This is a genomic window from Limosilactobacillus urinaemulieris, assembly GCF_932750685.1.
Taxonomy (GTDB): domain Bacteria; phylum Bacillota; class Bacilli; order Lactobacillales; family Lactobacillaceae; genus Limosilactobacillus; species Limosilactobacillus urinaemulieris.
In genome coordinates this window covers 184,066-210,888 of sequence record NZ_CAKOBX010000002.1, presented here as the reverse complement: position 1 = coordinate 210,888, position 26,823 = coordinate 184,066, and the positions used below count along the sequence as shown (strand labels likewise).

The window sequence follows — 26,823 nt, the reverse complement described above, 5'->3', positions numbered from 1 at the left end:
ACTGATTTAAAATTAAAAAGAGGTTGAGTTCATTTTCAACTCTTTGTATAATACATGACTAGTTATCAACTAGAAAATATTCGATTGAGAGCGGGTGAAGCGGAATGCTGCGGAACCCGCTATCTTTATTCTGGGGAGGGGGACGAGAATTTGGAATTAAAACAACGACGAACAATCGTTACGGGAGCCTTATTATTATCTAATATTATGGCGGGAATGGACGGGACGATTGTTAATACGGCATTACCGGCAATTACTAGTGACTTGCACGCTCTTCAGTATATGGGATGGATAGTAGCGATTTTCTTATTTGGGATGGCCGTTGCAACTCCATTGTGGAGTAAGTTTGGTGAACATAAGGGGAATAAGATTGCTTACATTAGCGCAACCTCTCTTTTTGCGATTGGGGCGATTTTTCAGGGACTTGCTCCAAATATCACCTGGTTTATTATTGCCCGGGCAATAATGGGAATTGGTGCTGGGGGAATGAACACCATTCCATTTATTGTCTTTGCCGAAATCTATACCAACCTAAAGAAACGGGCCACGGTGCTTGGCCTATCAAGTGCTTGCTTTGGGACCGCCTCAATTATTGGTCCTCTTCTTGGCGGGTGGATCGTTGATGCACTTAGCTGGCACTGGGTATTCTATGTTAATGTGCCGATTGCGTTGATTGCGATTACGATTATTGCGATCTTTTATAAGAACGTTAATAAACAGGCAGCTGGTAAACCGATTGATTACTTGGGAGCAACGCTGTTAGTTAGTAGTCTAATGTTGATTTTAATTGCCGTCCAATTAATCGGGGTTGCCTCGCTTCCTGTAATTCTTGGTCTAATGATTATTGGTGGAGCATTATTATGGTGGATGGTAAAAGTTGATCAGCAAGCCACTGACCCAATTGTGCCGAACCGGTTATTTACTAATCATGAATTGGTAATTGACTTCATGCTCTTCGTGATTATCTGGGGCTCCTTTATCGCTTTTGTTATTTATATTCCGATGTGGGCTCAGGGACTTCTTGGGTTATCGGCATTACTTGGTGGGATGACCCAAATTCCTGGAGCAGTGACTGATTTTCTTGGCTCTGAACTAGTCCCGTTTATTCAGGATCGATGGTCGAAGTATGAGATTGTTGGCTTAGGTGCTTTGACAATTTTTATTTCATTCCTTGGTCTTTTGCTTGGCGGTCAGAAATCACCATTCTGGTTAATCATGATTCTTGGGGCGTTTGAAGGATTCGGTGTTGGTTTGGTTTTCAACATTCTTCAGATTAATGTTCAGACTGACGCTGAGTTACGAGATGTTCCAATTGCAACATCAATGGGGTACTTGATGCGGATCCTTAGCCAAACTTTCATGTCGGCAATTTATGGGGTAATCCTTAATAATGCCCTGTTACAAGGGATTAAACACCATCACGGAATCACAATGGCAATGCTAAATAAATTATCTAACGCTAAGACAGCAAGTAGTTTACCAGCATCGTTGTTACCTGAGATGCGTCATATTCTATACAATGGGTATAGAAACATTGTAATTACTGCATTGACCCTTATTACTATTTCATTAGTAATGGTTGTTGTGATGTGGAGACGAAATCGAAAGCAATTAGTAAAAAGAAGTTAATAAAATGAAGAGCGTGAAGACTAGAAGCTGGGAATTAACTTTCTCGGAGGGGCGGTTGACTAACCTAGAACGATGAATGATGATGAAATCATCAGAGTCGTTCGTAGCCGAATAGGCTTGCTTCGCTGCGTTAGGCTCGAGTCTCTCAGTTACGATACGAAGTGAGCCTATTTGGATTCCCGCGATTAGACTCTCTAAGTTCGGAGATTAATAAGTATATATAGAGGGCGGGAAAAACTTAACGTTTTTTCCCGCCCTCAAGCTTCACGCCCTTGTATTAATTATCATTTCTTCGATGCCATTCTTTGATTTGCTCCATCCGGGCTTTAAACCGTCCTTCGCGTCCCTGACTTGTTGGTTCATAAAACTGTTGACTCGTCAATTCTGGTGGCATTGTTTTCATTGAAGTTAGCTTATCCTTAGTATCATGGGCATATTGATAGTGATCACCATAATGAAGCTCCTTCATTAATTTTGTTGGTGCATTCCGAATTTGGAGGGGAACCGGTAAATTACCGGTCTTTTTAATCACTTTCTTCGCAGTCATTCGCGCTTTATAGACCGCATTTGACTTGGGTGCCAGTGATAGGTAGATAACACACTCTGTTAGGTGAACGTCACATTCCGGGACACCAAGAAATTTGCAAGCTTGGAAAGTGTTAATAGCAACGGTTAATGCATTAGTATCGGCAAGACCAATATCCTCACTGGCGAACCGGACTAATCGCCTAGCAATGTAAAGCGGGTCTTCACCACCGTCAATCATTCGTGAACACCAGTAGATCGCTGCGTCAACATCGCTATTGCGCATTGATTTGTGGAGCGCGGAGATAACGTTATAGTGTTCTTCACCATGCTGATCGTAGCGTAATGATTTAGTATTGATTAGCTGTTTGAGGCTATCAATTGTTAAATTCACTTGATGATCGTGGTGATCAGCATTTAGCACGGCCATTTCAAGAGTGTTGAGAGCAACTCGTGCATCACCATTGGCAAATTCTGCAATCATTGTTAAAACGTCATCATTGTAGTCAACCTTAATTCCCGGGAAACCAGCTGGGTGGTTGATTGCTCTTTTAAGGATCGCAATAATATCATTTATTGTTAATGATTTAAGGACGAAAACCTTACACCGACTAAGTAAGGCAGAGTTAATTTCAAAAGAAGGGTTTTCTGTTGTTGCCCCAATTAGAATAATACTTCCCCGTTCAACAAAGGGAAGAAAGGCATCTTGTTGAGCCTTATTAAAGCGGTGAATTTCGTCGATGAAGCAAATTGTTCGTTCGCCAAATTCACGATTTTTCTCCGCTTCTTCCATAATTTTTCGGATATCGCGAATACTACTTGTAACAGCACTAAAGGTAATGAAATGGGACTTTGTTTGCTGAGCAATTATTTCCGCTAACGTGGTTTTGCCGACACCAGGTGGTCCCCATAAAATAAGTGAGGATACCTGATCGTGTTCAATTAGGTCACGAAGAACCTTGCCGTTCCCAATTAATTGTTGTTGCCCCATAAATTCCTCAAGATTTTGGGGGCGAATACGGTTAGCTAGCGGAGTGTTATTATTTGATTGAGCAAAAAGAGATTCTTGATGCATTGAGATTACTTCCTTTTTAGTTAATTTTAGGACAAAACTTAATAAAATTGAATGGAGCTGGGTGCTGAAATCGTGTTACGATGGAAGTAACTATTTATAGTAAGGTCGGGAAGTTCGACTAGTTTATTAAGAGGAGCCCAACAGCTCATGAGAAAATTACCAAAATTTCAACACCAGGTTGCTTCTGAGCTTGCTAGCAATTTTGGTCAAAGTATTCGTGAATTAATATGCTGTGGTCAACATCGTTCACAACGAGCAACATTTGTTGAATTACAAATTCAGGTGAGTGGCTTTAAGCAACGGATGACTGATGAGCAAAAATTTCACCAGATGCTTACGGAAGCACGACAAGAAAGTGAAGAAGACTTTGTGATGCCAGCGGTCCCGTTTAGTGTTAGCTTGCGTAAATTACCCAACACGTTAGCGAGGACCTATGTTTTAAATGAACAGCCAGGCCCACAAAAGGCAATTATTTATTTGCCGGGTGGGGCTTATATTGAGTCGCCGGTAAAGGAGCAGTGGTTATTTGCTGACCGGTTAGCTCAAGAAACGGGGGCCCGTGTTTATGTTGTCCTATACTCTCATCTTCCACAACACCAGTTTAAAACGGCATATCGGGAAATTACCCAGTTATATCAACGGGTTTATGATCAAGTTCCGGTAAGTAACATTACACTCCTGGGTGACTCTGCCGGTGGTGGTTTAGCTGCAGGTTTTTGTGAATATTGTGCAGCAGCCGACTTGCCACAACCAGGACACTTAATTTTAATATCTCCCTGGTTAGATCTCGACTTAAATAACCCGACAATTACTAAGTATGAAGATCATGACGTGACCTTATCGGTTAAGGGATTACGGCGAGTAGCTAAACTGTGGGCTGCAAGTGAAAAGCATGATGATTACAGGTTGAGTCCAATTAATGGCGATGTTAGCCAGTTGCGGGATGTCTTTATTTGTGTAGGTACTCGAGAGATTATGTATCCAGATAGCGCCTTATTTGTCCAGAAGCTTCGTGATGCTGGAGTGGCCGTTAAGTTTGTTGTTGGACGCGATTTACCACATATTTTTCCAGTATACCGGATGCCAGAGGCCGATCAGGTAATGACAGAAATAACAAAAATAGTTAATGATTAGAATGAAGAATTAAAGAAGGAGATCTTAAGCTATGCCAGAAGTTGCAGTTGTATTTGCACCAGGTTGCGAAGAAATTGAAGGACTAACGGTGATTGATGTATTGCGTCGTCTTGGTATTGATACTAAAATGGTTGGCCTTGAAGATCAGGAAGTCCTTGGCGCCCATAATATTAAATTAACTTGTGATGAGCTGGTGAGTGATCAGCTGTTGGAGTATGATCTTGTTGCTTTCCCAGGCGGTATGGGTGGCTCGAAACGACTTCGTGATAACGAACAATTAAAGCAATTAATGATTCAGCGTAACCAGGAAGGTAAGTGGGATGCTGCAATGTGTGCTGCGCCAATAGCACTTGCTCGTTATGGCTTGTTAGACAATCACGATTACACTTGCTATCCTGGAATAAATGAAGAAATTCAAAAGGAAGTACCGACCGCCCGTTTCCACAAAGAAATTACTGTAGTTGATGAGAAGGCTAAGATCCTTACTAGTCGTGGTCCGGCAACCGCTCTTGCTTACGCCTTTAAGATTGCAGAAGTCTTAGGGGTTGATACAAAGCAAATTAAGAAGGACATGTTGTACGATTACCTTGCCCAAAATATCTAAATTTTATCTAAAATTCCTCTTTACAGATGAATGCGAATATTATAAGATACCATTTGTTGTTTTATTCGTAATTACTGTTTGGAGGATTTTTTCTTGAACACAATTAGCAATTATTTTAAGCTTAATGAATTAAATACGAACATTCGCACGGAAATTTTAGCTGGGTTCACCACTTTTATTTCGATGTCATACATTTTGTTCGTTAACCCGAATGTTTTGGGAGCATCGGGGATGAACCAAGGGGCGGTATTCACGGCAACTGCTCTTTCCGCAGCGTTCGGGACGTTAATGATGGGGCTTTATGCAAAGTATCCGATTGCTACTGCTCCAGCCCTAGGAATTAACGCCTTCTTCTCGTATTCCGTTGTTATTGGAATGGGAGTTAACTGGCAGACTGCCCTAGCTGCTGTTTTTGTTGCTTCGCTGATTTTTATCCTCATTACAATTTTTAAGTTACGTGAAGTGATTATTGACGCAATTCCAAGTGATTTGAAGTTTGCAATTTCTAGTGGAATTGGGTTATTCATTGCTTTTTTAGGACTTCATCAAGGTGGTTTGATCGTCGCTAACAAGTCGACCGTTGTTGGTCTTGGTTCATTTACCACACCAACAACGTGGCTAACGATTATCGGTCTGATTGTTACCTCAATTTTGATGGTTAAAAGGGTTCCGGGGGCAATCTTTATTGGAATGGCGGTGACCGCAATTGCGGGATTAATTACCGGACTGATTCCAATGCCACACCACGTTATTTCAGGTGCTCCAAGCTTAAAGCCAACGTTTGGCGTTGGTGTTGAATATTTCTCCCATATTAACACTATTCAACTTTGGGTTGTTGTTTTGACTTTCTTATTAGTAACCTTTTTCGATACTGCGGGAACATTAGTCGGCCTTGCTCAACAGGCAGGTTTTATGAAGGATAATAAAATGCCGCGGGTTGGGAAAGCCTTAATGTCTGACTCAAGTGCAATGTTGGTTGGTTCGATCCTGGGAACTTCGCCAGTTGGTGCCTATGTCGAATCATCAGCAGGGATCGCGGTTGGTGGTCGTTCCGGTTTGACTTCAGTGGTAACGGCGATTTGTTTTATTTTAGGAATGTTTTTCTCACCATTACTACCCGTAGTTACTAACCAGGTAACTGCCCCAGCGTTAATCATTGTTGGGGTATTAATGGCTCAGTCAATGAAACGAGTTCATTGGGAAAAACTTGAAATTGCGATTCCGGCATTCCTAATTGTTATCGGTATGCCGTTGACTTACAGTATTTCAGATGGGATGGCTCTTGGATTAATTATGTATCCACTTACCATGATTGCTGCTAAGCGGGGTAAGGAAGTACACCCAATTATGTATGCCCTCTTCTTTATTTTTATTGTATTTATTGCAATTTTGAACGTGAAGTAATAATTATTTAATTAAAAAAGCGGGGACTGCTTGCGGATCGGAAATGATCGCAGGCGGTTCTCGCTTTGTTTAGTTAGGATTTTATTGATCCTATTTATTAACAATGTATTTAGCAGCTTCGCCATTTAAAACATTAACGGCATTAGTGGCAACAATTTTAGCCATTGCGTCTCGAGCTTCAAATGAGGCGTTACCAATGTGTGGTGTCAAAATAACGTTATCGAGATTCTTAAAGCCGTCAGCAACGTTTGGTTCAGCTTCATAAACATCAAGTGCGGCACCGGCAAGTTTATGCTCTTGAAGGGCCTTCAGTAAGGCTGCTTCGTTAATTACGGGACCGCGGGCACAATTAATCAGGAATGCTGAATCCTTCATCATTGCGAATTGAGGGGCATCAATTAAATGGTGTGTTTCTGGAGTTAGCGGACAGTGAAGAGTAACCACGTCAGAACGTTTTAATAACTCGTCAAGTGTAACGTATTCAGCAGAATATTGAGCTTCAGTTGCTGGATCAGCTTGGCGGCGTTGGGTGTAGATGATCTTCATGTTAAATGCGTGAAGACGTTGCGCAACTCCACGCCCGATACTCCCTAATCCAACAATTCCTAAAGTCTTGCCAGCTAATTCATGGCCAAGGAAGAAGAGTGGTGCCCAGCCATCAAAACCAACAGAACGCATTACGCGATCTCCTTCAACAATTCTTCGCATTAAGGCGATAACTAATCCACTAGCAACCTCGGCAGTAGCAGTTGAAGAAACAAATGGTGTATTAGTAACGTCGATTCCCTTGCTCCGGGCGTATTTTACATCAATGTTGTTAAAACCAGCACCAAAGTTGGCAATTAACTTAAGCTTTGGTGCAGCATCAATTACTTCTTGATCAACTTGGGTAGATAGCGGAGTAATTAGTACTTTGCAGTCTTTGACGTGCTTAATTAACTCGTCTTTCGAAATCAAGCCTTTCCCATCAAAAACCTCATAGGAGATTGCAGCCTTATTTAATATTTCAGTAGCCACTTTTGGTAATTTTGCTGATAGATAAACGGTAGCCATAATATTCGCCTTCCTAATAAAAATGATCGTGTAAACGATTACACGATCATTATAGTTCAATCTGAAACTAGCGGCAAATTAACGGTCGATCCAAGAAAAGAAAGGTCGTTTTTCTTGCTTATCAGCACGTTGGTTAATAACGCTAACGAGAGAGAGCATTGAGTTAATAATTGAACTCCATTTCCGGAATGCGGTATACCGAGATTCCCAAACATCAGCATACTTATTTTTATACCGCCGGAGTCCCTGAAAACCGTATAAGTGATAACCATATTCGTAGATAAAGTGAGCAACCTTTTCACCAAGAAAACTAAATTGTGATTCACCCACATTTGATAGCGGGGCCATTCCTAGGTCAAAGTATTCGTAGCCGTGTTCTTGACCATATAAGAACATACTAATGAAAATTTTATCCATAATTCCCGAAGGAGCATTGTGGGTATGCCGCATTAAATCAATGGTAAGATACTTTTTTCCTCCGGTTGGCATGAAAGTAGCAAAGGCAACGATTTTGCCAGTTTGATCCGTAACTGTTGCGACCGGTGCTTGCTGAATGTAGTTTGGCGAGAAGAATCCCAAGGAAAAGCCTTTTTCTACTTGTTTTCCAAGCCAATCATCGGAAACAGCCTTTAGCTTTTGCATGAATTCATCGTCAAATGGAGGCTTTACAACATTAAATTGGTAGCCTTCACGATCAAATTTATGCATTAACGCCCGTTGTGACCGTTGTCTCTTTCCTGCTAGGGTAAAGTCTGCTAAGCGAACTAGGCCAGTTTCGCCAGTTTTTATGAAATCAAAGCCAAATTCATGAAGCAACATCGTAAATTCACCGGAGACTTCATAAAAGACTAACTGGTAATTATAAAGGTCGGCTTCCGTTAAAAACTGGCGAAGGGCAGGCCGGATCTCAGCGGCGTTCCCAACAGGATCACCCATAATGATTAAACGGTCATAGTTGCGACGGTACATAAAGTATAGTTGATCCTGGTCAGCCTTTTGGTAGAAGTACAGATTCTTATCTTTTAAGAAGGCAAGATGACTAGTTCGGCTACCTCCAAATTGTTCAATTACCTTATGGACCCGCTCCGCAGCAAAATTTTGCTGCTTAGCAAACGGATCAGCGCCAGAGCAGAAGTAACGTAAAATTAAAACTAGCAGAATTAATCCAAGCAACAGGCCGATTAAGCCAGAGAACCAAACTTTTTCGCCTGGAAAAAGGAAAAAGTTTGGAATCTTATGCGACCGGGTATATTGAGGAGCGTTAAGAACTCCTACAATAACGTAAAGAATACAACTTCCGGCAAAAATCAAAAGATCGGTGGCAAATTTACTAATTGAGTACTGAAGTTTTGCGCGGTAGAGTTCTCGTTTTGAAAGGAGAATAAGAACTAAAACAATGGCAAGGTAAATGGTTAGGCTCATTGTTCTTAAATTCCACCAGGTGCTGATAATCCCAATTAACAGTAAAGCGAGTGTCGGCCAGTAAGCCTTTTGAACCTTCGAAGCTAATCCACGGGCACAAGCTAACATAGCAATAGCGAATAGCACTGTGGATAATTGGTGGATAAAAAAGAAAGTAAACGGATAAAGTCGGGCAAAAAGCTTGTTATCAGCTGTAATGTCGGGAACCGCAGCGGCAAGTAGCATTAAGATTCCAGAAATATACATGAATGCTGTGATAAGAAAGTGAGCAGTATTTTGAATAATAACTAATGGCAAGCCATCAAAGAAGTCATTAACCTGCCGAGCTAAGTCGTGAAGGAAGAGAATTCCGGCAATGATTAGCGGCACGATATAGTAGAAAATTCGGAAGAGGAGGAGCCAAATAATAATTGTTGGTTTAGAAACTCCCATTAATGATAATTCAAACATCATCATGATATCAAAGGAACCAAGGGCACCAGGAATCATAGAAATAACCCCAAGCAGTTGAGCAACTACATATAAGGGTAAAACTGATGCTAGATTATGGCGAACACCTAAACACCACCCAACTAGCAAGAAGAAAAGAGCAACAAAGAGCCATTCACAAGTTGAGCTGCCGACGAGAAGACCCTCAATTTTCGGTGTAACATCTTTAAATAAGCGATTATTATTAATTAGGGTAAAGTAAAAAACAACAGGGAAGTAGAGGCCACCAGCAACAAGCCAGAGTGCGTATTGATTGAAATGGCCGCCCTGATGGAAAATAAACATAAAAGCTAAGGCAACCCAGCAAAGTACCGAAAGTCCTGACAAAAGGAAAACAGCGATTTTAGAAATTGCTAATAAAATATCTTTTTTGTTAGCATGTTTTCGATAAAAATAAGCTCGCATTGTCGCACCAAGGACACCACCGAAACCAGCAATGTTTGTAAGGGTGTTAGTGATCCAGCCACAGCGAATAATATATGATCGCTTGAATTTCCCGGGAAGAAATTTAACAATTGCAAAATCGTATCCCAGCATTGGAACAACTGCGATACAACCAAAAATAAGTAGGATTAAAATGTTTGACCATGTTAAATTGCTTAACCCGGTACCAACCCGGTGCCAATCAACGGTTTTGAAAAAGCTAGTTAGGGCATGGACGACAAAGATAATAACCGAGATTACAAAGATAATCTTTATTGGTCGCGCGTATTTAGCCCACCATGAAGATAATCGTTTATATAGGGATTCCATAGTATCCTCCTCAATAGAATGCTAATAATATTATAAGGTATTTATGACTTATGAAGAAGTAAAAGGAAATTTAAAAAGTTGTTGACACCTGAGAGGAAGTTTCGTATACTTTTATTTGTTGTCGAATGGTCCGTTGGTCTAGTTGGTTTAGGACGCATCCCTGTCACGGATGAGATCACGAGTTCGAGTCTCGTACGGACCGTCATAATAAAGAAAGACTGGGGAACTTCCCCAGTCTTTCTTTATTTAAGAATAATTTGGAGGTAAAAATGGAAAATACTTGGCAGTATCAAGGTGCCGAACCAATTAAAATTAAGAAGTTTCTTCAATCATTGGGAATGGGACATCGACTTTTCAATGATTTAAAGAAGGGGCAGGGTGAATTCTTGGTTGATCACCGAAAAGTTCGACCAACGACGAAAATATTGCCTAATCAGCCATTAACTATAATTGCTCAACCAGAGATGCGTGATTTATCAGTAAAATTGAGTAATGCCCCTCTTGATATCGTTTATGAAGACGATAATTGGCTAGTAATTGATAAGCCTGCGGGGGTAACGTCAATTCCTGGACCTACTGTTGACAATGGAACTGTTCTTAATCGTGCAGTTCACTACCTGATTGAAGAAAAGTCCGCTGATCAACGGCCACATTTAATTACTCGGCTTGATCGGTATACCGGCGGGTTACTTTTGATTGCTAAGCATCATGTAGCATCTAGCATGATTAGTCAACAGGTTCAGCAACACCAAATGTTAAAGGAATATACGGCATTTGTATCAGGAACCTTTGATGAGAAACACGGTATGATTAATAAGCCGATTGCTCGTCGTGAAGGCCAGATTCAACGAGTTGTTGCTGAAGATGGTCAACGTGCGATAACCGAGTATTGGGTAGAGGCGGAAGGTGTGGACTGGACTAAACTGCGAGTTCAGTTGCATACGGGACGTACTCACCAGATACGAGTTCATCTAGCTTCAATTAATCACCCATTAATCGGTGATCATCTTTATGGTGGCGATACTTCTAAGTATCAGCATCAAGCACTCTGGGCAACTAAACTATCATTTAAGGATCCTTTTACTTTAAAACAATTAACATTTTCCCGGGAAATAAATGAAATTCCTGATAAGTAAATAGAATAAGGTTATCAATACCGGATGGCTAACCTAAAAGAGACCGCTAAAAAGCAAAACGCTTTTTAGCGGTCTCTTTATATCATAATATTGAACTTAATTTTTTCTAATCAATTGAGCTAGAAATTCTTGTTCAGCCTGTTGTGATATTTGGTTGATTTGGTGAGCACTCATGTTAGGTTGTTTTAACATTGCAGCTTGAACTTTTGCGCTTACAAAGCTTTTCGCTTGAGCCTGAATTTGTGAGTTATTAACACCAGTCATTCTTTTTTGAAGTTGCTGAGCTTGGGATGCAGTAAGCTTAACGAAAGTGTGTGGGTATTCAATTATGTTAGTCCGCTTGATTAACGTTCCATTCATTCCCGACCACAAAAAGAGTCCCCTGTAAAAGTTGTTCTTAAATTGCCACCGCGTTTCGGTTGTTTTCAATTCTGGTGTAATTCGGTTAGTAAATTTCATTTTACTTACCGTATATTCGTTTGCTTGAGTATGAGTAGCTTTCGTTTGCTTCTGGTTGGTCTTGTAAATTAGGACATTTTCTTGACCGCTAGTTCCAACCGGTTGATAAACGGCAATTGGAAGGGGATTAGCTGCTGAATAAATAGTTTGGCGGGTTGTCGTTGTTACTTTTTCCATTCCAAGGTGCTGACTGTAATTTAACGTCATTAAAGCAGTTGAGCTGACAAAGAGAATACCAAAAATAAGGGTACCAATAATTCTTGTCAGGCGTTGACTAATAAACATTACGCAGGCAAATAGCGCAAGTGCGGAACCAAACATTAAGACAATAATCATTTTGAATCCCCCTTTCTTTGAATATCATTTGCGTCAATTTTTACATGGATTCCCGTGCCGCTTGTTACAAAGATAGTTAAGCAAAGGCCAATCAGAGCAAAGGCGATTGCAAACCAAAATGCTGAATGATACCCCATTAAAGTCGCATCAAACATTTGTGACTTATATTGTAGCGGTGCAGTTTTAAGTAATGAATGAGCAGGCTTATTGTTGTTAGTAACATTGGTTAAAACTGAGATCATAATTGCCGTTCCAACTGAAGTGGCAACCTGACGAAGAGTATTGTTTACGGCTGTCCCGTGTGAGATCAAGTGATATGGTAAAGAGTTCATTCCAGCTGTAGTGACTGGCATCATTACCATTGAAATTCCAAACATTCGAATAGCATATAAGAAAACGATGTAGATAATTGGTGTATCACGGGTAATAAAGGCAAATGGAATTGTACCAACGGAAAGAATAAACATTCCGGTGATCGCTAACCGTCTTGCACCATGGCGATCGAATAGGTTTCCGGTGATTGGACTCATAACCCCCATGAAAAGAGCACCGAAGAGAAGGGTTAGCCCTGAATGGAAAGCAGACATTCCGTGAATAATTTGAAGGTATAGCGGGATGACTAATTCAACCCCAACCATTGCCATCATTACAATGGAACTCAAGATAGTTGCTAGGGTGAATTCATTACTCTTGAAAACTTTGAACTCTAAGAATGGTTCATCTAATTTGTTTTGTCGAATAATAAGGAAAGCAACTAAAATAATTCCGATGATAATGGTTGTTAAGACAATCGGATCAGTCCAACCATCATTACCAACGCTGGAAAAGCCGTAAAGCATACTACCAAATCCAGCAGTAGAGATGATAACTGATAACCAGTCAAGGTGTGGCTTTTGATTTGGAATAACATTCTTAACCAAAAATAAGCTGGCAATAATTACTACGGCTGCAATTGGTACAATCATGCCAAAAAGCCACCGCCAACTAAAGTTATCGATGACCCATCCAGAAAGTGTTGGCCCAATTGCTGGAGCTAATCCAATAACTAAGCCGTTAATTCCCATTGCAGCCCCGCGCTTTTCAGGTGGATAGATTGTTAGCATAATATTTTGCATTAGCGGCATGGTAATTCCCACCCCGATCGCCTGAATTAATCGACCACTTAAAAGAACAGCGAAGGAAGGAGCTAGCCATGACACGATCGTTCCGATTTCAAAGATGGTCATTGAAATAACGAATAGTCCCTTGGTATTAAAACGACTACTTAGGTATGCACTGATTGGGATCATAATCCCGTTAACCATCAGAAACCCGGTAGTTAACCATTGAACCGTTGACGTGCTAATATTAAAAGCATTCATCAATGCCGGGAAAGCAGTTGAAAGAATGGTCTGGTTTAAAATAGTACAGAAAGCACCGATTAATAAGACGAGCACCATTAGGTTTCTGTTGTATGGCTTGTTGTTAATATCTACTGGAACAGATTGCTGATTCAAGCTAAATACCTCTTTTCGTTTTAGACAATGCCTAATAATATAAAACTATTTAATCCTATTGTCAAATAATTTGACAATGATGATTAATTTTAAGATAATGGCTTATGAATTAAATACTTGGAGGAATTTGATGGATATTTTACTATCAGAACGATTTCGCAAAATGATTAAGCAGAGTAACTTAAGGATTACAATGTCTCAATTAGGGGAAATGACGGGAGTATCGCCAAGTCAAATTCGTTATTGGGAGAAAAAAGGTTACATTAACTCTGAGCAGGGGGAAAAGAACCAAAATCATCTCTATTCAATTAGTATTCTCTACCGGGTTTGTACAATTAAGTTTTTCCTTGATCAAGGATATACACTTGCGGTTGCGGTTAAGAAAGAGCAAGAACGCCGCGAAGCCGTTAAGTTATTCAGGGAATTTATCTTTAACCAAAAACTGAGTGTCGAGCAAACTGGTTCAGGCAGGGGCGAGATTAAGCTGGGAAAGGTCGCTGAAGATCCGAACACTGAAGTTTATGCTACCGTTGAGGATGGTAAAACTGAATTACACCTGCGAAAAAATGAACAATTAACGAATATTAGTGGTTTGTGTTATGGTAGAAATAAATAGCTATGTATTCTATGGTAAATTAAGAAAGGAAAGCGATCAGATTGGCAGAAGTAGGATTACGCTATGATGAATTAGATAACCAAGCGGCTAAGGAAGCAGCTTTGAAAGCATTTATTGCTTTTTACATTCATCAATACCGATTAAAGAGCCTTGAGATTATGGGGGCTAAGGCTTCAAATGAGGTTATGGGAACGATAAACCACGTTTTGAAGGAAAATTCCTACCACGGTGCAGAAGAACTTGCGGAAATTAGCGAACGTCTTTGCAAGACCGCGTATGAGGAAGTCCTTAGTGAATTAACCGACGTAAAGTTTAACCAAGAAGGACAACCCATTGTTCCATTAGAAAAGCTTTGGCAAAAAGAAGAAGAACAATTACCAAAGGAAGACTAGGAAAGAAGAGTGTGAGCCCGTTAAATCTTCCGGTGGCTAACGATTTCTCCACCGAATGACGTTTCATCATTGGAGGTGGAGGTCGTTAGCTCGAGCAAGCCCATGGTGAGCGCGTTTTAGCTATGATGCAGAATGGCAGCTTCTCAATTAATTGAAATTTACTAAAAATGATAATTAAAGTGATCTCCTTATTAATTTAGGGAGGTCACTTTATTGTTATTTCGAGGAATTTTTTGATTCTTGGATAATAGCAGAAAAAAATAATTTATGTTAAAATGTTATTAGTTTTAAGTACGGATATAAAATATAAAACTGAATCATCAATTGTTAAAACCGTTCCCTTCTCTGAGAAGCGGGTCTTTTGGTTTACAATTTTCCGTTATTGTTTAAATAAGTAAAAATTAAGAAAACAGAAAGGTATAAGAAAGGTATTATGTCAAAATTAGATATCAAGAATAATGAAGTTGCCTTCTATGCAATGGGTGGCTTAGGCGAAATTGGTAAGAACATGTACTGTGTTCAATTCCAAGATGAAATAATTATTATTGACTGTGGTGTGCTTTTCCCTGAAGATGAACTCCTTGGGGTTGACTACGTAATTCAAAATTATGATTACTTAATTGAAAACAAGGATAAGATTAAGGGAATTTTTATCACTCACGGTCATGAAGATCACATTGGTGGCTTGCCATTTTTCTTGCAAAAAGTAAATGCCCCAATATATGCAGGACCTTTTGCAATGTCTTTAATTAAGGGAAAACTTGAAGAAAAGCACCTTTTACGTGATGCAGAGCTTCATGAAATCAATGAATTCGATGAAGTCCACTTTAAAAAATTGTGGGTTAGCTTTTTCCGGACTACTCACTCAATCCCTGATACTTTGGGAGTAGCAGTTCATACACCTCAAGGAACAATTGTCCAAACCGGTGACTTTAAATTTGATTTAACTCCAGTTGGTCACTTACCAGGACCAAATCTCCAACAGATGGCCAAGCTTGGTGATGATGGCGTCCTTCTTCTGACATCTGACAGTACTAATGCTGAGCGCCCACAATTTACTAAATCAGAACGGTGGGTCGATATTCACATTCGACGGATCTTTGAACGAATTAAGGGGCGAATCATCTTTGCATCATTTGCTTCAAATGTTTACCGACTACGTGAGGCTTCAGATGCAGCGATCGCTCAAGGACGAAAGATCGCTGTCTTTGGTCGAAGCATGGAAAATGCCATTACGGCAGGTCAAGAACTAGGCTACCTTAATATTCCCAAGGATTCGTTAATTGATCAGAATGAAATTAATAATTATCCACCGGAAAAGGTTTTAATTATGTGTACCGGTTCTCAAGGTGAGCCAATGGCAGCGCTGAGTCGGATCGCTAATGGTACTCACCGGCAAATTACTATTCAGCCCGGTGATACCGTTGTCTTCTCAAGTAATCCAATTCCTGGTAATACTACTAGCGTTAATGCGTTGATCAACAAGCTAGAAGAAGATGGTGCCAACGTTATTCATGGATACGTTAATAATATCCACACCTCTGGACACGGTGGCCAAATTGATGAAGAGTTCATGTTGCGGTTAATGAAGCCGAAGTTTTTTGCGCCAGTTCATGGTGAATACCGGATGCAGAAAATTCACACTAAGTTAGCAGAAATGACCGGTGTACCACAAGAAAATAGTTTCATCTTGGCTAATGGTGATGTCTTAGCATTAACTAAGGATTCTGCACGGATTGCGGATCACATTGAGAGCGCCGCTGACGTGTACATTGATGGGCGTGATGCTGGTGACACTGTTGGTAATCCTGAAATCCATGAACGTCGTCTTCTTTCTGAAGAAGGGGTCGTTACTGCTGTGGCGGTTGTTGATTTGAAAGATTACCAAATTGTTGCTGGACCTGATATTGTCTCTCGAGGATTTGTCTACATGCATGAGTCCCAAGAACTAATTAAGGCGGCAAACCACGAAGTCTTTTGGGCAATCTTGAATACTTTTAAGAACCATAAGCACGTGGATCGGCGAGCACTTAACCGGACAATTATTAGTCGCTTACAGAAGCTTCTCTATGCGCGGACAGGTCGGCGTCCAGTGATTATTCCAATGGTGACGATTTTAAATGGCGATCGTCATTATGAAAACCATCATTATCGTCAACCAAGCAACAAAAAGAAAGCTAATCACGAAAAGAATAACAATAATAACCGGAAAAACCACCATCAACAACGAAAAAATAATGGCCATAAGAAGCAGACCGTTAAAAAAGAACCAGTTGGTGCTGGCAAAAACGAATAGTTAAGAGCTGAGAACAAGGCAAAATGAACTCATTTATGACTTCATTTTGCCTTGTTCCCTTTTATTTTAAATAAATGCTTAAACTAGTTTGCTTAATTTGGTATGATCGAACAGTATAAGCAATTATTTATTTGGAGGAATCTCGATGACTGGAAGAGATTATTTAAAAATCTGGTATCGAGTTCAAATTGGTGCGACTTTAATTATTTTAATGATGATGATGATTCGTAACTTTGAACTTGGCCGTAATATTTGGCTGCAATTGTTATGGATGGTAATTATTCTCGGAATAGGGCTTTCTGAAGAATTGTGGGAGAACGTTCCCCCAATTATCAGTAGGATTAACTGCTGGCTTCAGGGATTAGCTCAGCCTATAATTCTAACTTTTGCGTGGGGGGTTATTACCCGGGAAATTATTACGGTGCTCCACATGCCATCGCGAGGGGTAGTATCAATCATGATTTTGTATTATTTCGTGATGTATGCTCCCTTTGCTAGTGTTATTGGTGGACAAATGGAATTGAGTATTGAACGGTTTATCTTTGTGCTTTGGATGTTTCAGATTGTAATTGTTCCCTTTACATCTTTACCGTTTGACTTAATTGATAATCAGAAATTATCAACTTTACTTGCAACCGGAGCAGTTGGTGCAGTTGCCTACTTTATTTTTGCCACAACGGTGATGCGTGCTTGGCACTTGTCATGGCCGGGGTTAAAGCCAAATTGGAGCGGAGACTTTAATTGGTGGATCCTCTTATTGATGATCGCAATTTTTGTTGTTCCGCTTGGTAGTAACATGATGGCGATCAACCAGTTACCTAAAGGCGGGTTCTTTAAACTAACATGTCAAGCATTTGAAGCGGGATTAGCAGAAGAAAGCCTATTTCGCTTTGCAATGCTGGGAGTCCTCTTTTACGCATGGCGGAATGTTAAGCAACGACTGCCGTTAGCGATCCTTACAAGTTCGGTCTTATTTGGGTTTGCCCATCTGATTAACTTGGGTGGTCAAAGAGTTGATTTAACGTTCTATCAAGTTGGTGTAGCTTGCCTTTTGGGACTGTTTTTAGCAGTTGTCTATGTTTATACGGGACAATTATGGTTAACAATGCTAATGCACTTTAGTCTTGATTGGTTTAGCTTCTTGGCAACGGGGACCACTAAACTTACTGGTGATTTAGTTCCTGGTGACTGGTGGGCATTGTTAATACTCTTCGTGATTTTTGGTGGTTTTAGCGTTTGGATGATGTTTGGTACTCGGAGAAAAGTAATGGAGCGGCATGTTAAGCGTCTAACTGGTGAACACCAGCATTTTGGCTACTCGATTCAATATTAAGGTAAATAAAAAATGATCTAACTCTTAATTAAGAGCTGGATCATTTTTTTATAGCTATACCGTTACTCTCTTCCTATGCTAAATGTTTATCAAGGTAACGAGCAAGAAGGGACAGCGAGTAACAAACAATGAAGTATAGAACGGCCAAAGCAACAAACATTGGAATAATGTAGTTGGTATTTTGGCCATAAATAATTTGAGCATGATACATTAATTCTGGCAAGACGATAATTGTCGCTAGTGAAGTATCCTTAACCAGTGAGATGAACTGGCTAACAAGAGCGGGAAGCATGTTTTTAATTGCTTGTGGAAGAACGATTAGCCGAAGAGCCTGCCACTTAGTAAGGCCATTGGCAAGTGCTCCTTCAGTTTGACCATAGTCAATCGAATTAATTCCCGAACGAACAATTTCAGCAACCATTGATGATTCGAAAACGGTTAGCGCCATAATAGCAGCCGGAATAATCTCGGGTTTAACTCCAATATTTGGTAGACCAAAGTACGTAAAGAAGATGATTAGCAATAATGGAAGGTTCCGAATTAAATCAATAATGAAACCAATAATTGCTGAAAGATACTTAATCTTGGCGTACCGGATGATTCCTAGCAAGGTTCCGATGATAAAGCTACAGATAATTGAGGCAACGGAGATTTCAATGGTAATTCCTAATCCTTGAAGTAAGAAACGAATATTAATCCATGAATAGGCATCAATAAAGTTTTGCATATTATCCACCTCCCTATGCTAGTTTCTTTTCCAGATGACGCATATAGTAGCTGAGAGGTAAGGTAATGATCAGATAAAGGACACCGACAATGAAATACGTTGGCATTGTTTGTAAGGTGTCATTTGCGATCAGATTTCCTTCATACATTAAATCAAAGCCGGCTACAAAGGCAAGGACAGAGGAGTTCTTGACCAAGTTAATAAATTGGTTACCTAGTGGCGGAATAACAACCCTAAATGCCTGGGGAAGGATGATATAACGCATTGCCTGGGCGTGCGTTAGTCCGTTGGCAAGGGCCCCTTCCAGTTGGCCACCTTCAACTGAATTGATTCCCGCCCGAACAGTTTCAGCAATGAAGGCGGAAGTATAGAGAGTTAAGCCGATTGTTCCGGCAGCAAAACCGCTTATTTTAGTGATGTACATGGGAACAATAAGGAAAAAGCCCATTGCAATTACCAATAAAGGAATATTCCGAAAAACTTCAACATAGATACTCCCAGTTAAGCGAACGATGCGATACTTAGAAATTTCTAATAGAGCAAAGAATGTGCCGATTATTAAACTACCAACAAGTGCGATTAAACTACAGAGAATGGTGTTCCACAAACCGTTGAGTAGGGGATGCCACTGTGTTGTAATAATATCTAACATTTAACGCTTCATCTCCTGATAATTAAACCCTTTAACGTTACCAAACCATTTTAGAAGAAGGCGGTTATAAGTTCCGTTTTTTTCAAGTCGTTCCAAGGCCCAGTTTAACTTGTTTCTGAATGGTGCTTGATTCTTATTTACCGCGATTCCGTAAGGTTCCTTAGTAAAATTACCACCGACAACTTCATAACCAGGATTTTCACTTGCCATCCCGTAAAGAATCCCGTTATCCGTGGTTAACGCATCCCCCTGTTTAGATTTTAGGGCAGTCATTGCTTGGGCGTAGTCTGAAAGCTGGAGAACCCGTGCTTTAGGTGCATACTTTGCGACGTTTTTTACTGAATTAGAGCCAGAAACCCCTAAGATAACTTTGCCAGGCTTATCTAAATCTTGGATATTTTTGATCGGACTACCCTTTTTTACTAAAAGAGATTGACCAGCATCAAAATATGACTTAGTGAAATCAACTTGCTTTTCCCGTTCTGGCGTAATTGTCATTGTTGCCATAATGGCATCAATATTACCGTTCTTTAGTAGTGGAACTCGGGTGCTGCTAGTAACGGGAACGAAAACAGCCTTTCCGTTAGGCCCAAGGATTTCCTTAGTCATTGCCTTAGCAAGATCAATTTCAAACCCCTCAAGCTTTCCCGTTCGAATATTTTCTAAACCGAAAAGACGAGTATCAGCCTTAACGCCCCAAGTAATTTGCTTATTTTTTTGATCAACCTTGAGAACATCTTGATTAGCTACGGAACTACAGCCAGAAAGAGCAGTGATACTAATAAGGGCGACTGCAGCAATCGTTAATAAGTGCCAAATCTTTTTCATTGTTTTGGCCTCCCCTTAATGTCCGCTAATTTTACTCATAAAGTCGCGGGCCCGTTGAGTAGTTGGCTGGTCACCAAAGAACTTTTCAGTAGAGTCATCTTCAATGATCCGGCCATCAGCCATAAAAATAACCCGGTCGGCAACGTCCCGAGCAAATCCCATTTCGTGGGTAACCACTAGCATGGTCATGTTTGAATTTTCCGCAATATCTTTCATTACGTTAAGAACATCGTCAATCATTTCTGGATCCAGTGCACTTGTGGGTTCGTCAAATAAGAGACACTTTGGTTTCATTGCTAGGCTACGGGCAATTGCAATCCGTTGCTTTTGACCACCCGATAGTTGTGCCGGCATATTATCAGCTTTATCAGCCAGACCGACCTTTTCAAGCAGTTGCATTGCTAATTCACGGTTTTCCTTTTCTGGTCGTTTAAGAACAATCCGTGGCGCAAGCATTATGTTTTCTAAAACATTCTTGTTATTGTAAAGATTAAAATGTTGGAAGACCATTCCAACGTCTTTACGAATCAAGTTAACGTTGGTTTTCTTATCAGCGAGGTCAAAACCATTAACGATTAATTGACCGTCACGAATTGGATCCAAGCCGTTAACTGTTCGGATTAAACTGCTTTTTCCTGAACCGGACGGACCGATTAAGACAACCGTTTCACCGGCATCAATTGTTAAGTTAATGTCCTTTAATGCGTGGAATTTACCATAGTATTTTTGGACATCATGAAATTCTATCATTGACATGGTACTTTACTCTCCCCTAAATTGACGGTGTCATTAGTAGTCATAAAGACTAAAACAATTAAATTATAGAACTTGTTGGATTGACAGGCAAGAAAGCTCAGACGAATATAAAAATTTAAAAATAATTATCGTTTAATATAAAGGAATTTTATTTTAGGCTTGCCAAAATAAATATTTACAAATATTTGATAAGTAGTAACATAGTAGGTGAAACTTACTGCGATCGAGATAATCTATTGATCGTCAGGACCACAGAGAGGGGAATAGTTTAATGTTTGAAATTAAGCCAAAGAAGTTCAAGAAGATCCTTGTCGGTGTCGATGATGCACCTGATGCTCGGGCAGCTTTTTCATATGCAGTTGATAAAGCAAAGCGTGATGGCTCTGAATTAGGAATCGTTTCTATTCTAGAAACTGATAATGTTAATGTTTATCAAATTCTTGATAAGGACTATGTTCATAGTTCTGCTGATGAATTACGGAAACGGGTTAATGAGTACGTTAAGGCTGCTGTTGATTATGGAGTAGATCCAAGTAAAATTACGGGAATTGTTGATCAGGGTGATCGACCAGCAGAACGGATTTGTAACCACGTTATTCCAGCATTTCAGCCAGACTTATTAGTTGTTGGTTCAATTGGTAAATGGGGTAACCGGAAAGCTGTTGGTTCACAGGCTTCTTATATGACTAGACATGCTGGAACCTCAGTATTTGTTATTCGGACTACTGCAGTAGAAAGATATGAATAATTATTTCTGATTAGCAATTATTTAAATCTTAACTAATCAAAGATAAAGAAGCTGGAAATTAACTTTCTCGGAGGGGCGGTTGACTAACCTAGAACGATGAATGATGATGAAATCATCAGAGTCGTTCGTAGCCGAATAGGCTTGCTTCGCTGCGTTAGGCTCAAGTCCCTCAGTTAATTCCCGCGATTAGACTCTCTAAGTTCGGAGATTAATAAGTATATATAGAGGGTGGGAAAAAACTTAACGTTTTTTCCCACCCTCTATATCCTTTGAAGGATAATTAATAATCTTTCTAAACTATCGTTCCTAGTACAAATTTATTAGTTGATCTAGTTTTGAAGAATGTTATAATGATTCTAATTTAAAAAGAGGAGTTTTTGGAATGGCAAGAAAAAAGATGTCGCTGGCACAGAAAGTTAATATTTTACGTGCCAGTGTAATGGGGGCCAATGATGGCATTATTTCAATTGCCGGAATTGTTATCGGGGTTGCTGCTGCAACTAACAATGCCTATTCTATTTTAATTTCTGGACTATCAGGAACGTTAGCCGGAATGATTTCAATGTGTATGGGTGAATACGTATCGGTATCTACCCAGAAGGACTCGCAAAAAATGGCATTGATTAGTGAACGGCAACGATTAGATGATCAATACCAAGAAGAATTTGATTATGTTCAACAAAAGTATGAAGATCAGGATATTGATCCTAAACTTGCTAAGCAGGCTACTAAGGAATTGATGGATAAGGATGCCCTATCCACCGTTGTTCAAGAACGGTACGGATTTAATCCTAAAGAATTTACCAGTCCATATGCGGCGGCCATTGCATCATTCATCTCTTTTCCAACCGGATCTGTCTTACCAATGCTAGCAGTTACGCTTGCACCAGCAGAAAGTAGAATTCTTGCGACCGCAATCGCTGTTTTAATCGCCCTCTTAATAACAGGGTACTGCGCTGCGATCTTGAGTAATTCTAACCGGTTGAAGTCAAGTATTCGGAATGCGATTGCTGGATTGCTAACTATGGGTGTTACCTATATTATTGGTCAGCTGCTGGCACACTAAAGGAGGGGTGAGTGATGGAAAAGGTTAAACAACAAAAGAAACAAACGATGGAAGAGAAGCTGAATACCCTTCGTGCTGGAGTATTAGGTTCGAATGATGGTATTTTAACCGTTGTTGGTGTTCTGGTTTCCGTTGCCGCTGCGACATCTGACCGGTTTACGATCTTTATTGCGGGTCTATCTGATTTGCTTGCGTGTGCGTTTTCAATGGCTTCTGGGGAATATGCTTCAGTTTCAACACAGAAGGATACGGAGGAATCAGCTGTAAGTAAGGAGCAACATCTCTTGAAAACTGATTTTGAAAGTGAAGTTGCTGCTGTTAAGGATTATTATGTTAGTAAGGGTGTTACTCCAGAAACTTCACTCGCAATTGCCAAGGATCTTCTTAGTAAGAAGCCTTTGGAGACCGTTGTTCGGGTTAAGTATGACATTGAGTTGGGACACTACCTAAACCCTTGGGATGCCGCGTTCTCCTCTCTTTTTTCAGCGGCTGCCGGTGGAATTTTTCCCCTTTGTGCAATGACTTTTGCTCCTGCTGCTTATAAGTGGTATGCGGTTATTTTGGCGGTAGTTTTAACTAGTGCGCTAACCGGGTATATTAGTTCAAAGCTTGGAAATGGACTAGTAAAAATTGCGGTTATTCGAAATATTATTATCGCGTTGATTACTGTTGCCATCCACTACGGAGTTGGTAAGCTTTTCTAAAATTATAGATAGTAAAAGGGGAGCCCGGGAAATTATTTTTCCGGACTCCCTTTTACTATCTAATTAAATGTTCTTCATCAACCACCGTATCGAAAAAGTCCTCGTCTTTTCCCCGGTGGTATTCTGCTTGAATTGTGACGTGACAAATACCATATTTTTCGCGGAGAATTTTATCGACCTGACTATAGATTTTTTCAACATCGCTTAGCTTCATATCGTGACAGTTTAGATGGGCGGAAAAGATGATTCGCTTCTCGTCAATCATCCATGCGTGAACATGGTGAACCGCGGTAACACCATCAATCTTAACTAAATCTTGTTCAATTCCGTTATAGTCAAGCTTTGGTGCGGATTCCATTAGAATAGTAACGGTTTGCTTGATTACAGGCCAAGCCTCATAGGCAATGTAAATTGCCACCGCAATCGTCAAAACTGGATCAAGCCAGGTGAGGTTAACAAATGTTAGAATCACACCGCCAATAATTACGGCAAATGATGATAAGGCGTCACTTAAGACATGAAGGTAAGTTGCTTTTACATTTAAGTTATTGTGGCTTCCAGAATGAAGTAGAACCGCTGAAAGTAAGTTCGCTACTAAACCAACAACGGCAACGATTAACATTATCTCACCGTTAATATGTGTGGGCTGCTGGATTCGTTTAATGGCTTCGATAATTAAGAAAACCGAGACGATTATTAGGAAAGCAGCGTTGACCATTGCCGCAAGAATTTCAGCCCGACGGTATCCGTATGTCCGTTTGCTTGTCTCCGGCTTGTTAGCAATCGACTGGGCAACATAGCCAAGAACAATTGAAAATGAGTCTCCTAAGTTATGAAAGGCATCGGATAGTAGGGCGAGACTCCCTGAAACTAGCCCCCCAATAATTTCAACAACAGTAATCAGAACGTTTAGTACGGTTACCGCTAAAAAGCGTTTTCCCGTGATTTGTTCATCCATCATAAACTCCTCATTTCTTTGATATCTCCTTCCTAAGTTTAGCATATTAAATTGTTAACTAACAAAAAAATTAGGTTATCCGAAGAAGATGTTTATTGATTATGCTATAATCAAATATGTTATTATAAATTAACCAGATGACCGTTCGTAGGCCGACAAACAAAGTAGAGGAGGATGTAGCCCTTGACACCGATGAAAGAAGATTATCTTAAGATTATCTTTGAGCTAGGTGGTAGTCACAAAAAGGTTTCAAATAAGGATATTTCGTTAGGCCTAGGTATAGCGGCAGGTTCTGTAACAGAAATGGTTTCAAAATTATCTGATGAAGGACTAGTAGTTCATGAACCCTATGCTGGTATTTCACTTACCGAAAAGGGACAGAAGTACGCAGCCGAGCTAGTTCGTAAGCACCGCTTATGGGAAACATTCCTTGTTGATAAGCTTCACTATAATTTTGCGGATGTTCACTCAGAAGCTGAAGTCTTAGAACACCAAACAAGTGACCGTTTAGCAACAGCATTAGATAACTTTTTACAACACCCGCAGGCATGTCCTCATGGTGGGGTTATCCCATCAGCGAGTGGACAGTTTCCTGATGTTTCACACCGTCTGCTGGCAGATGCAAATGATGGTGAAACAGTTCAGCTTGAGCGGTTTTTAGATAACCATGAATTATTAACATATCTGGAAGAGTTAAAGCTCCGGCCAAATGATACCATTAAAGTAATACGCCACGAGCCGTTTGAAGGGCCGTTAGTTATTGAAAAAGATGGTGAAGACACCCCGCTAAATGTTTCGTATAAGGCGTCACATAACATCTTTATTAAGGCCGAAAATTCAGACAAATAGTGATGTAAAGGGTCGAGAATTAGCTCGGCCCTTTTTGCTACTTTAGCGTTAGAAAAAGATAACAACTCAGCTTCTTGTAGAGATGAAACATGAACTAGGAACGTCGGGAGGGAAAACATTAATGCTAACAGAAGAACGACGAATTCTTGCATTGCGGACCTGTGTTCTAGCAGGAAGACTGCTCATTGAAAATGGTTCAAATATGGAACGAGTCAACGATACCTTAGATCGAATAGCAAAAAATGCCGGCTTGAGAAAATTTCAAGCTTTCACAACGTTAACCGGGATTGTTGCGAGCAGTGACGATCTCCCTAATTCGCAGGTTGCTGATATTCGACGCCGAAAAAATGATCTTAGTAAGGTTGCAGCAGTGAATGAAGTTTCTCGTGAACTAGCAAGCGGGCTAATTGAATTACCCGAGGCTCATGCTCAATTAAAATCAATTGAACGCCAGACAACTGAATGGTGGCAAAATCCATTAGAGGCTTTTGCCGCTGCTGTTTTAAGTGCAGCATTGATGATTGTCTTTACTGGAGATGTTGTTGACTGGTGGGCGGCATTTATCATTGGCGGCTTAAGTTATGCTGTATTTTCGTTTGTTGTCCGTAAATTTAAAATTCAGTATCTTGGTGAATTTTGTGCGTCGTTAGTTATTGGTGGCTTAGCAATTCTAACCGTTAAACTTGGCTGGACTCAAAATGCAAATTCAATTATTATTGGTGGCGTAATGCCGCTGGTACCAGGGATTCCCCTAACCAACGCTGCTCGGGACCTTGTTTCTGGTAATCTCATTAGTGGTCCAACTCGAGGGATCGAAGCAATATTAACTGCAGTAGCGATTGGTAGTGCAATTGTAATCATTATGCGTTTTAGTTAGGAGAAGCGAATGAACTGGGAAAACTTATTTATACAATTTATTCTTTCATATGTATCTACTGTTTGCTTCGGTATTTTATTGCATATCCCAGTGCGGGCGTATAATACAGCTGGAATTATTGGTGGCGGTGTTTGGGTCATCTATTGGATAATGTATTATCATCAGCATACCGGTTTGGCGATTAGTAATCTTTTCGCTGCCATTTTAATTTCCCTATTTAGTATGGCTGCTGCTCGTCACCTGAAGATGCCAATGATTGTATTTAATGTTCCGGCTCTAGTTCCGTTTGTTCCAGGAGGGCAGGCCTACAAACTTGTCCGTAATTTTGCAATTGGTAACTATCAATTAGCAACAGTATATCTTTATCAAGTTATTGTAATTGCTGGGGCGATTACTCTTGGTTTCGGACTTGGCGAACTGTTAATTCGAGCGGTAAACTACTTGCATATCAGTTTAGCAAAAACTTCAAAATCAAAAAGCTAGGGGTATGGTATACTCTAAATTAA

General features: G+C 40.2%; 25 protein-coding genes and 1 tRNA gene. 16 read left to right on the top strand and 10 right to left on the bottom strand.

Annotation, left to right across the window (positions count from 1 at the left end; genetic code table 11):
• The first annotated feature begins 150 nt into the window (after nt 1-150).
• Complete coding sequence (locus tag MR181_RS02440; RefSeq protein WP_242334411.1) at nt 151-1,629, top strand: MFS transporter; 1,479 nt, start codon at nt 151-153, stop codon at nt 1,627-1,629.
• Nucleotides 1,630-1,906: 277 nt separating this feature from the next.
• On the opposite strand, the gene MR181_RS02435 is transcribed toward MR181_RS02440, so the two are convergent.
• Nucleotides 1,907-3,229, bottom strand: coding sequence for a replication-associated recombination protein A (locus MR181_RS02435; RefSeq protein ID WP_242334408.1), 1,323 nt, complete (start codon nt 3,227-3,229; stop codon nt 1,907-1,909).
• 147 nt (nt 3,230-3,376) lie between these two features.
• Between MR181_RS02435 and MR181_RS02430 the strand changes: the two genes are divergently transcribed.
• The 3 genes from MR181_RS02430 (at nt 3,377) to MR181_RS02420 (ending at nt 6,371) form a co-directional block, all read left to right on the top strand.
• Entirely contained in the window at nt 3,377-4,363 is a 987-nt protein-coding gene (locus MR181_RS02430) for an alpha/beta hydrolase fold domain-containing protein (protein WP_242334405.1), read from the top strand.
• 31 nt (nt 4,364-4,394) lie between these two features.
• Complete coding sequence (locus MR181_RS02425) at nt 4,395-4,967, top strand: DJ-1 family glyoxalase III (protein WP_242334402.1); 573 nt, start codon at nt 4,395-4,397, stop codon at nt 4,965-4,967.
• 93 nt (nt 4,968-5,060) lie between these two features.
• Entirely contained in the window at nt 5,061-6,371 is a 1,311-nt protein-coding gene (locus MR181_RS02420; protein ID WP_277956477.1) for an NCS2 family permease, read from the top strand.
• Between the two features lie 90 nt (nt 6,372-6,461).
• On the opposite strand, the gene MR181_RS02415 is transcribed toward MR181_RS02420, so the two are convergent.
• Nucleotides 6,462-7,424, bottom strand: coding sequence for a 2-hydroxyacid dehydrogenase family protein (locus MR181_RS02415; protein WP_242334399.1), 963 nt, complete (start codon nt 7,422-7,424; stop codon nt 6,462-6,464).
• A gap of 78 nt (nt 7,425-7,502) precedes the next feature.
• Entirely contained in the window at nt 7,503-10,088 is a 2,586-nt protein-coding gene (gene mprF / locus MR181_RS02410) for a bifunctional lysylphosphatidylglycerol flippase/synthetase MprF (protein WP_242334397.1), read from the bottom strand.
• Between the two features lie 127 nt (nt 10,089-10,215).
• On the opposite strand from mprF, the gene MR181_RS02405 reads away from it, so the two are divergent.
• Both MR181_RS02405 and MR181_RS02400 read left to right on the top strand, forming a co-directional pair.
• Nucleotides 10,216-10,290: transfer RNA gene (locus MR181_RS02405), tRNA-Asp, on the top strand.
• Between the two features lie 67 nt (nt 10,291-10,357).
• Nucleotides 10,358-11,224: an RluA family pseudouridine synthase gene (locus MR181_RS02400; protein WP_242334394.1), complete on the top strand. Its 867-nt coding sequence runs from the start codon at nt 10,358-10,360 to the stop codon at nt 11,222-11,224.
• 96 nt (nt 11,225-11,320) lie between these two features.
• On the opposite strand, the gene MR181_RS02395 is transcribed toward MR181_RS02400, so the two are convergent.
• Both MR181_RS02395 and MR181_RS02390 read right to left on the bottom strand, forming a co-directional pair.
• Nucleotides 11,321-12,019: a DUF4811 domain-containing protein gene (locus MR181_RS02395; protein ID WP_242334391.1), complete on the bottom strand. Its 699-nt coding sequence runs from the start codon at nt 12,017-12,019 to the stop codon at nt 11,321-11,323.
• A complete protein-coding gene (locus MR181_RS02390) occupies nt 12,016-13,515 on the bottom strand; it encodes an MDR family MFS transporter (protein ID WP_242334389.1) in 1,500 nt (499 codons plus the stop codon). The genes MR181_RS02395 and MR181_RS02390 overlap by 4 nt, the downstream gene beginning before the upstream one ends.
• A 130-nt stretch (nt 13,516-13,645) precedes the next feature.
• Between MR181_RS02390 and MR181_RS02385 the strand changes: the two genes are divergently transcribed.
• The 4 genes from MR181_RS02385 (at nt 13,646) to MR181_RS02370 (ending at nt 18,152) form a co-directional block, all read left to right on the top strand.
• Entirely contained in the window at nt 13,646-14,131 is a 486-nt protein-coding gene (locus MR181_RS02385; RefSeq protein ID WP_242334386.1) for a MerR family transcriptional regulator, read from the top strand.
• Between the two features lie 41 nt (nt 14,132-14,172).
• On the top strand, nt 14,173-14,523 hold the full coding sequence (locus MR181_RS02380) for a DUF3368 domain-containing protein (RefSeq protein WP_242334383.1): 351 nt from the start codon (nt 14,173-14,175) through the stop codon (nt 14,521-14,523).
• Between the two features lie 433 nt (nt 14,524-14,956).
• Entirely contained in the window at nt 14,957-16,819 is a 1,863-nt protein-coding gene (rnjA, locus tag MR181_RS02375) for a ribonuclease J1 (RefSeq protein ID WP_242334381.1), read from the top strand.
• 145 nt (nt 16,820-16,964) lie between these two features.
• Nucleotides 16,965-18,152, top strand: a complete 1,188-nt coding sequence (locus MR181_RS02370) for a CPBP family intramembrane glutamic endopeptidase (protein ID WP_242334378.1) — start codon at nt 16,965-16,967, stop codon at nt 18,150-18,152.
• A 73-nt stretch (nt 18,153-18,225) separates the two neighbouring features.
• On the opposite strand, the gene MR181_RS02365 is transcribed toward MR181_RS02370, so the two are convergent.
• From MR181_RS02365 to MR181_RS02350, 4 genes are read right to left on the bottom strand one after another with little or no spacing between them, the layout of a single operon-like run.
• Complete coding sequence (locus MR181_RS02365) at nt 18,226-18,879, bottom strand: amino acid ABC transporter permease (protein ID WP_191911609.1); 654 nt, start codon at nt 18,877-18,879, stop codon at nt 18,226-18,228.
• 13 nt (nt 18,880-18,892) lie between these two features.
• Nucleotides 18,893-19,531, bottom strand: a complete 639-nt coding sequence (locus MR181_RS02360; RefSeq protein ID WP_242334375.1) for an amino acid ABC transporter permease — start codon at nt 19,529-19,531, stop codon at nt 18,893-18,895.
• Nucleotides 19,532-20,359: a transporter substrate-binding domain-containing protein gene (locus MR181_RS02355; protein ID WP_242334372.1), complete on the bottom strand. Its 828-nt coding sequence runs from the start codon at nt 20,357-20,359 to the stop codon at nt 19,532-19,534.
• Nucleotides 20,360-20,374: 15 nt separating this feature from the next.
• Nucleotides 20,375-21,115 carry an amino acid ABC transporter ATP-binding protein gene (locus tag MR181_RS02350; protein ID WP_277956476.1) on the bottom strand — a complete coding sequence of 247 codons (741 nt, stop codon included), beginning with the start codon at nt 21,113-21,115 and terminating at the stop codon, nt 20,375-20,377.
• 271 nt (nt 21,116-21,386) lie between these two features.
• Here MR181_RS02350 and MR181_RS02345 point away from each other — a divergent pair, with 271 nt between their 5' ends.
• The 3 genes from MR181_RS02345 (at nt 21,387) to MR181_RS02335 (ending at nt 23,633) form a co-directional block, all read left to right on the top strand.
• Nucleotides 21,387-21,863 carry a universal stress protein gene (locus MR181_RS02345; protein ID WP_102168168.1) on the top strand — a complete coding sequence of 159 codons (477 nt, stop codon included), beginning with the start codon at nt 21,387-21,389 and terminating at the stop codon, nt 21,861-21,863.
• 382 nt (nt 21,864-22,245) lie between these two features.
• A complete protein-coding gene (locus MR181_RS02340; RefSeq protein ID WP_242334369.1) occupies nt 22,246-22,929 on the top strand; it encodes a VIT1/CCC1 transporter family protein in 684 nt (227 codons plus the stop codon).
• A 14-nt stretch (nt 22,930-22,943) separates the two neighbouring features.
• A complete protein-coding gene (locus MR181_RS02335) occupies nt 22,944-23,633 on the top strand; it encodes a VIT1/CCC1 transporter family protein (RefSeq protein ID WP_102168166.1) in 690 nt (229 codons plus the stop codon).
• Nucleotides 23,634-23,688: 55 nt separating this feature from the next.
• Here the strand turns inward: MR181_RS02335 and MR181_RS02330 are convergent, their stop codons facing one another.
• The gene (locus MR181_RS02330; RefSeq protein ID WP_191911916.1) at nt 23,689-24,591 is read right to left on the bottom strand and encodes a cation diffusion facilitator family transporter; all 903 of its coding nucleotides are present in this window, start codon (nt 24,589-24,591) and stop codon (nt 23,689-23,691) included.
• Between the two features lie 183 nt (nt 24,592-24,774).
• On the opposite strand from MR181_RS02330, the gene MR181_RS02325 reads away from it, so the two are divergent.
• The 3 genes from MR181_RS02325 (at nt 24,775) to MR181_RS02315 (ending at nt 26,800) form a co-directional block, all read left to right on the top strand.
• Nucleotides 24,775-25,440 carry a metal-dependent transcriptional regulator gene (locus MR181_RS02325; RefSeq protein WP_242334366.1) on the top strand — a complete coding sequence of 222 codons (666 nt, stop codon included), beginning with the start codon at nt 24,775-24,777 and terminating at the stop codon, nt 25,438-25,440.
• 121 nt (nt 25,441-25,561) lie between these two features.
• A complete protein-coding gene (locus MR181_RS02320; protein WP_242334363.1) occupies nt 25,562-26,317 on the top strand; it encodes a threonine/serine exporter family protein in 756 nt (251 codons plus the stop codon).
• A 9-nt stretch (nt 26,318-26,326) separates the two neighbouring features.
• A complete protein-coding gene (locus MR181_RS02315; RefSeq protein WP_242334360.1) occupies nt 26,327-26,800 on the top strand; it encodes a threonine/serine exporter family protein in 474 nt (157 codons plus the stop codon).
• The last annotated feature ends 23 nt before the right edge of the window (nt 26,801-26,823 follow it).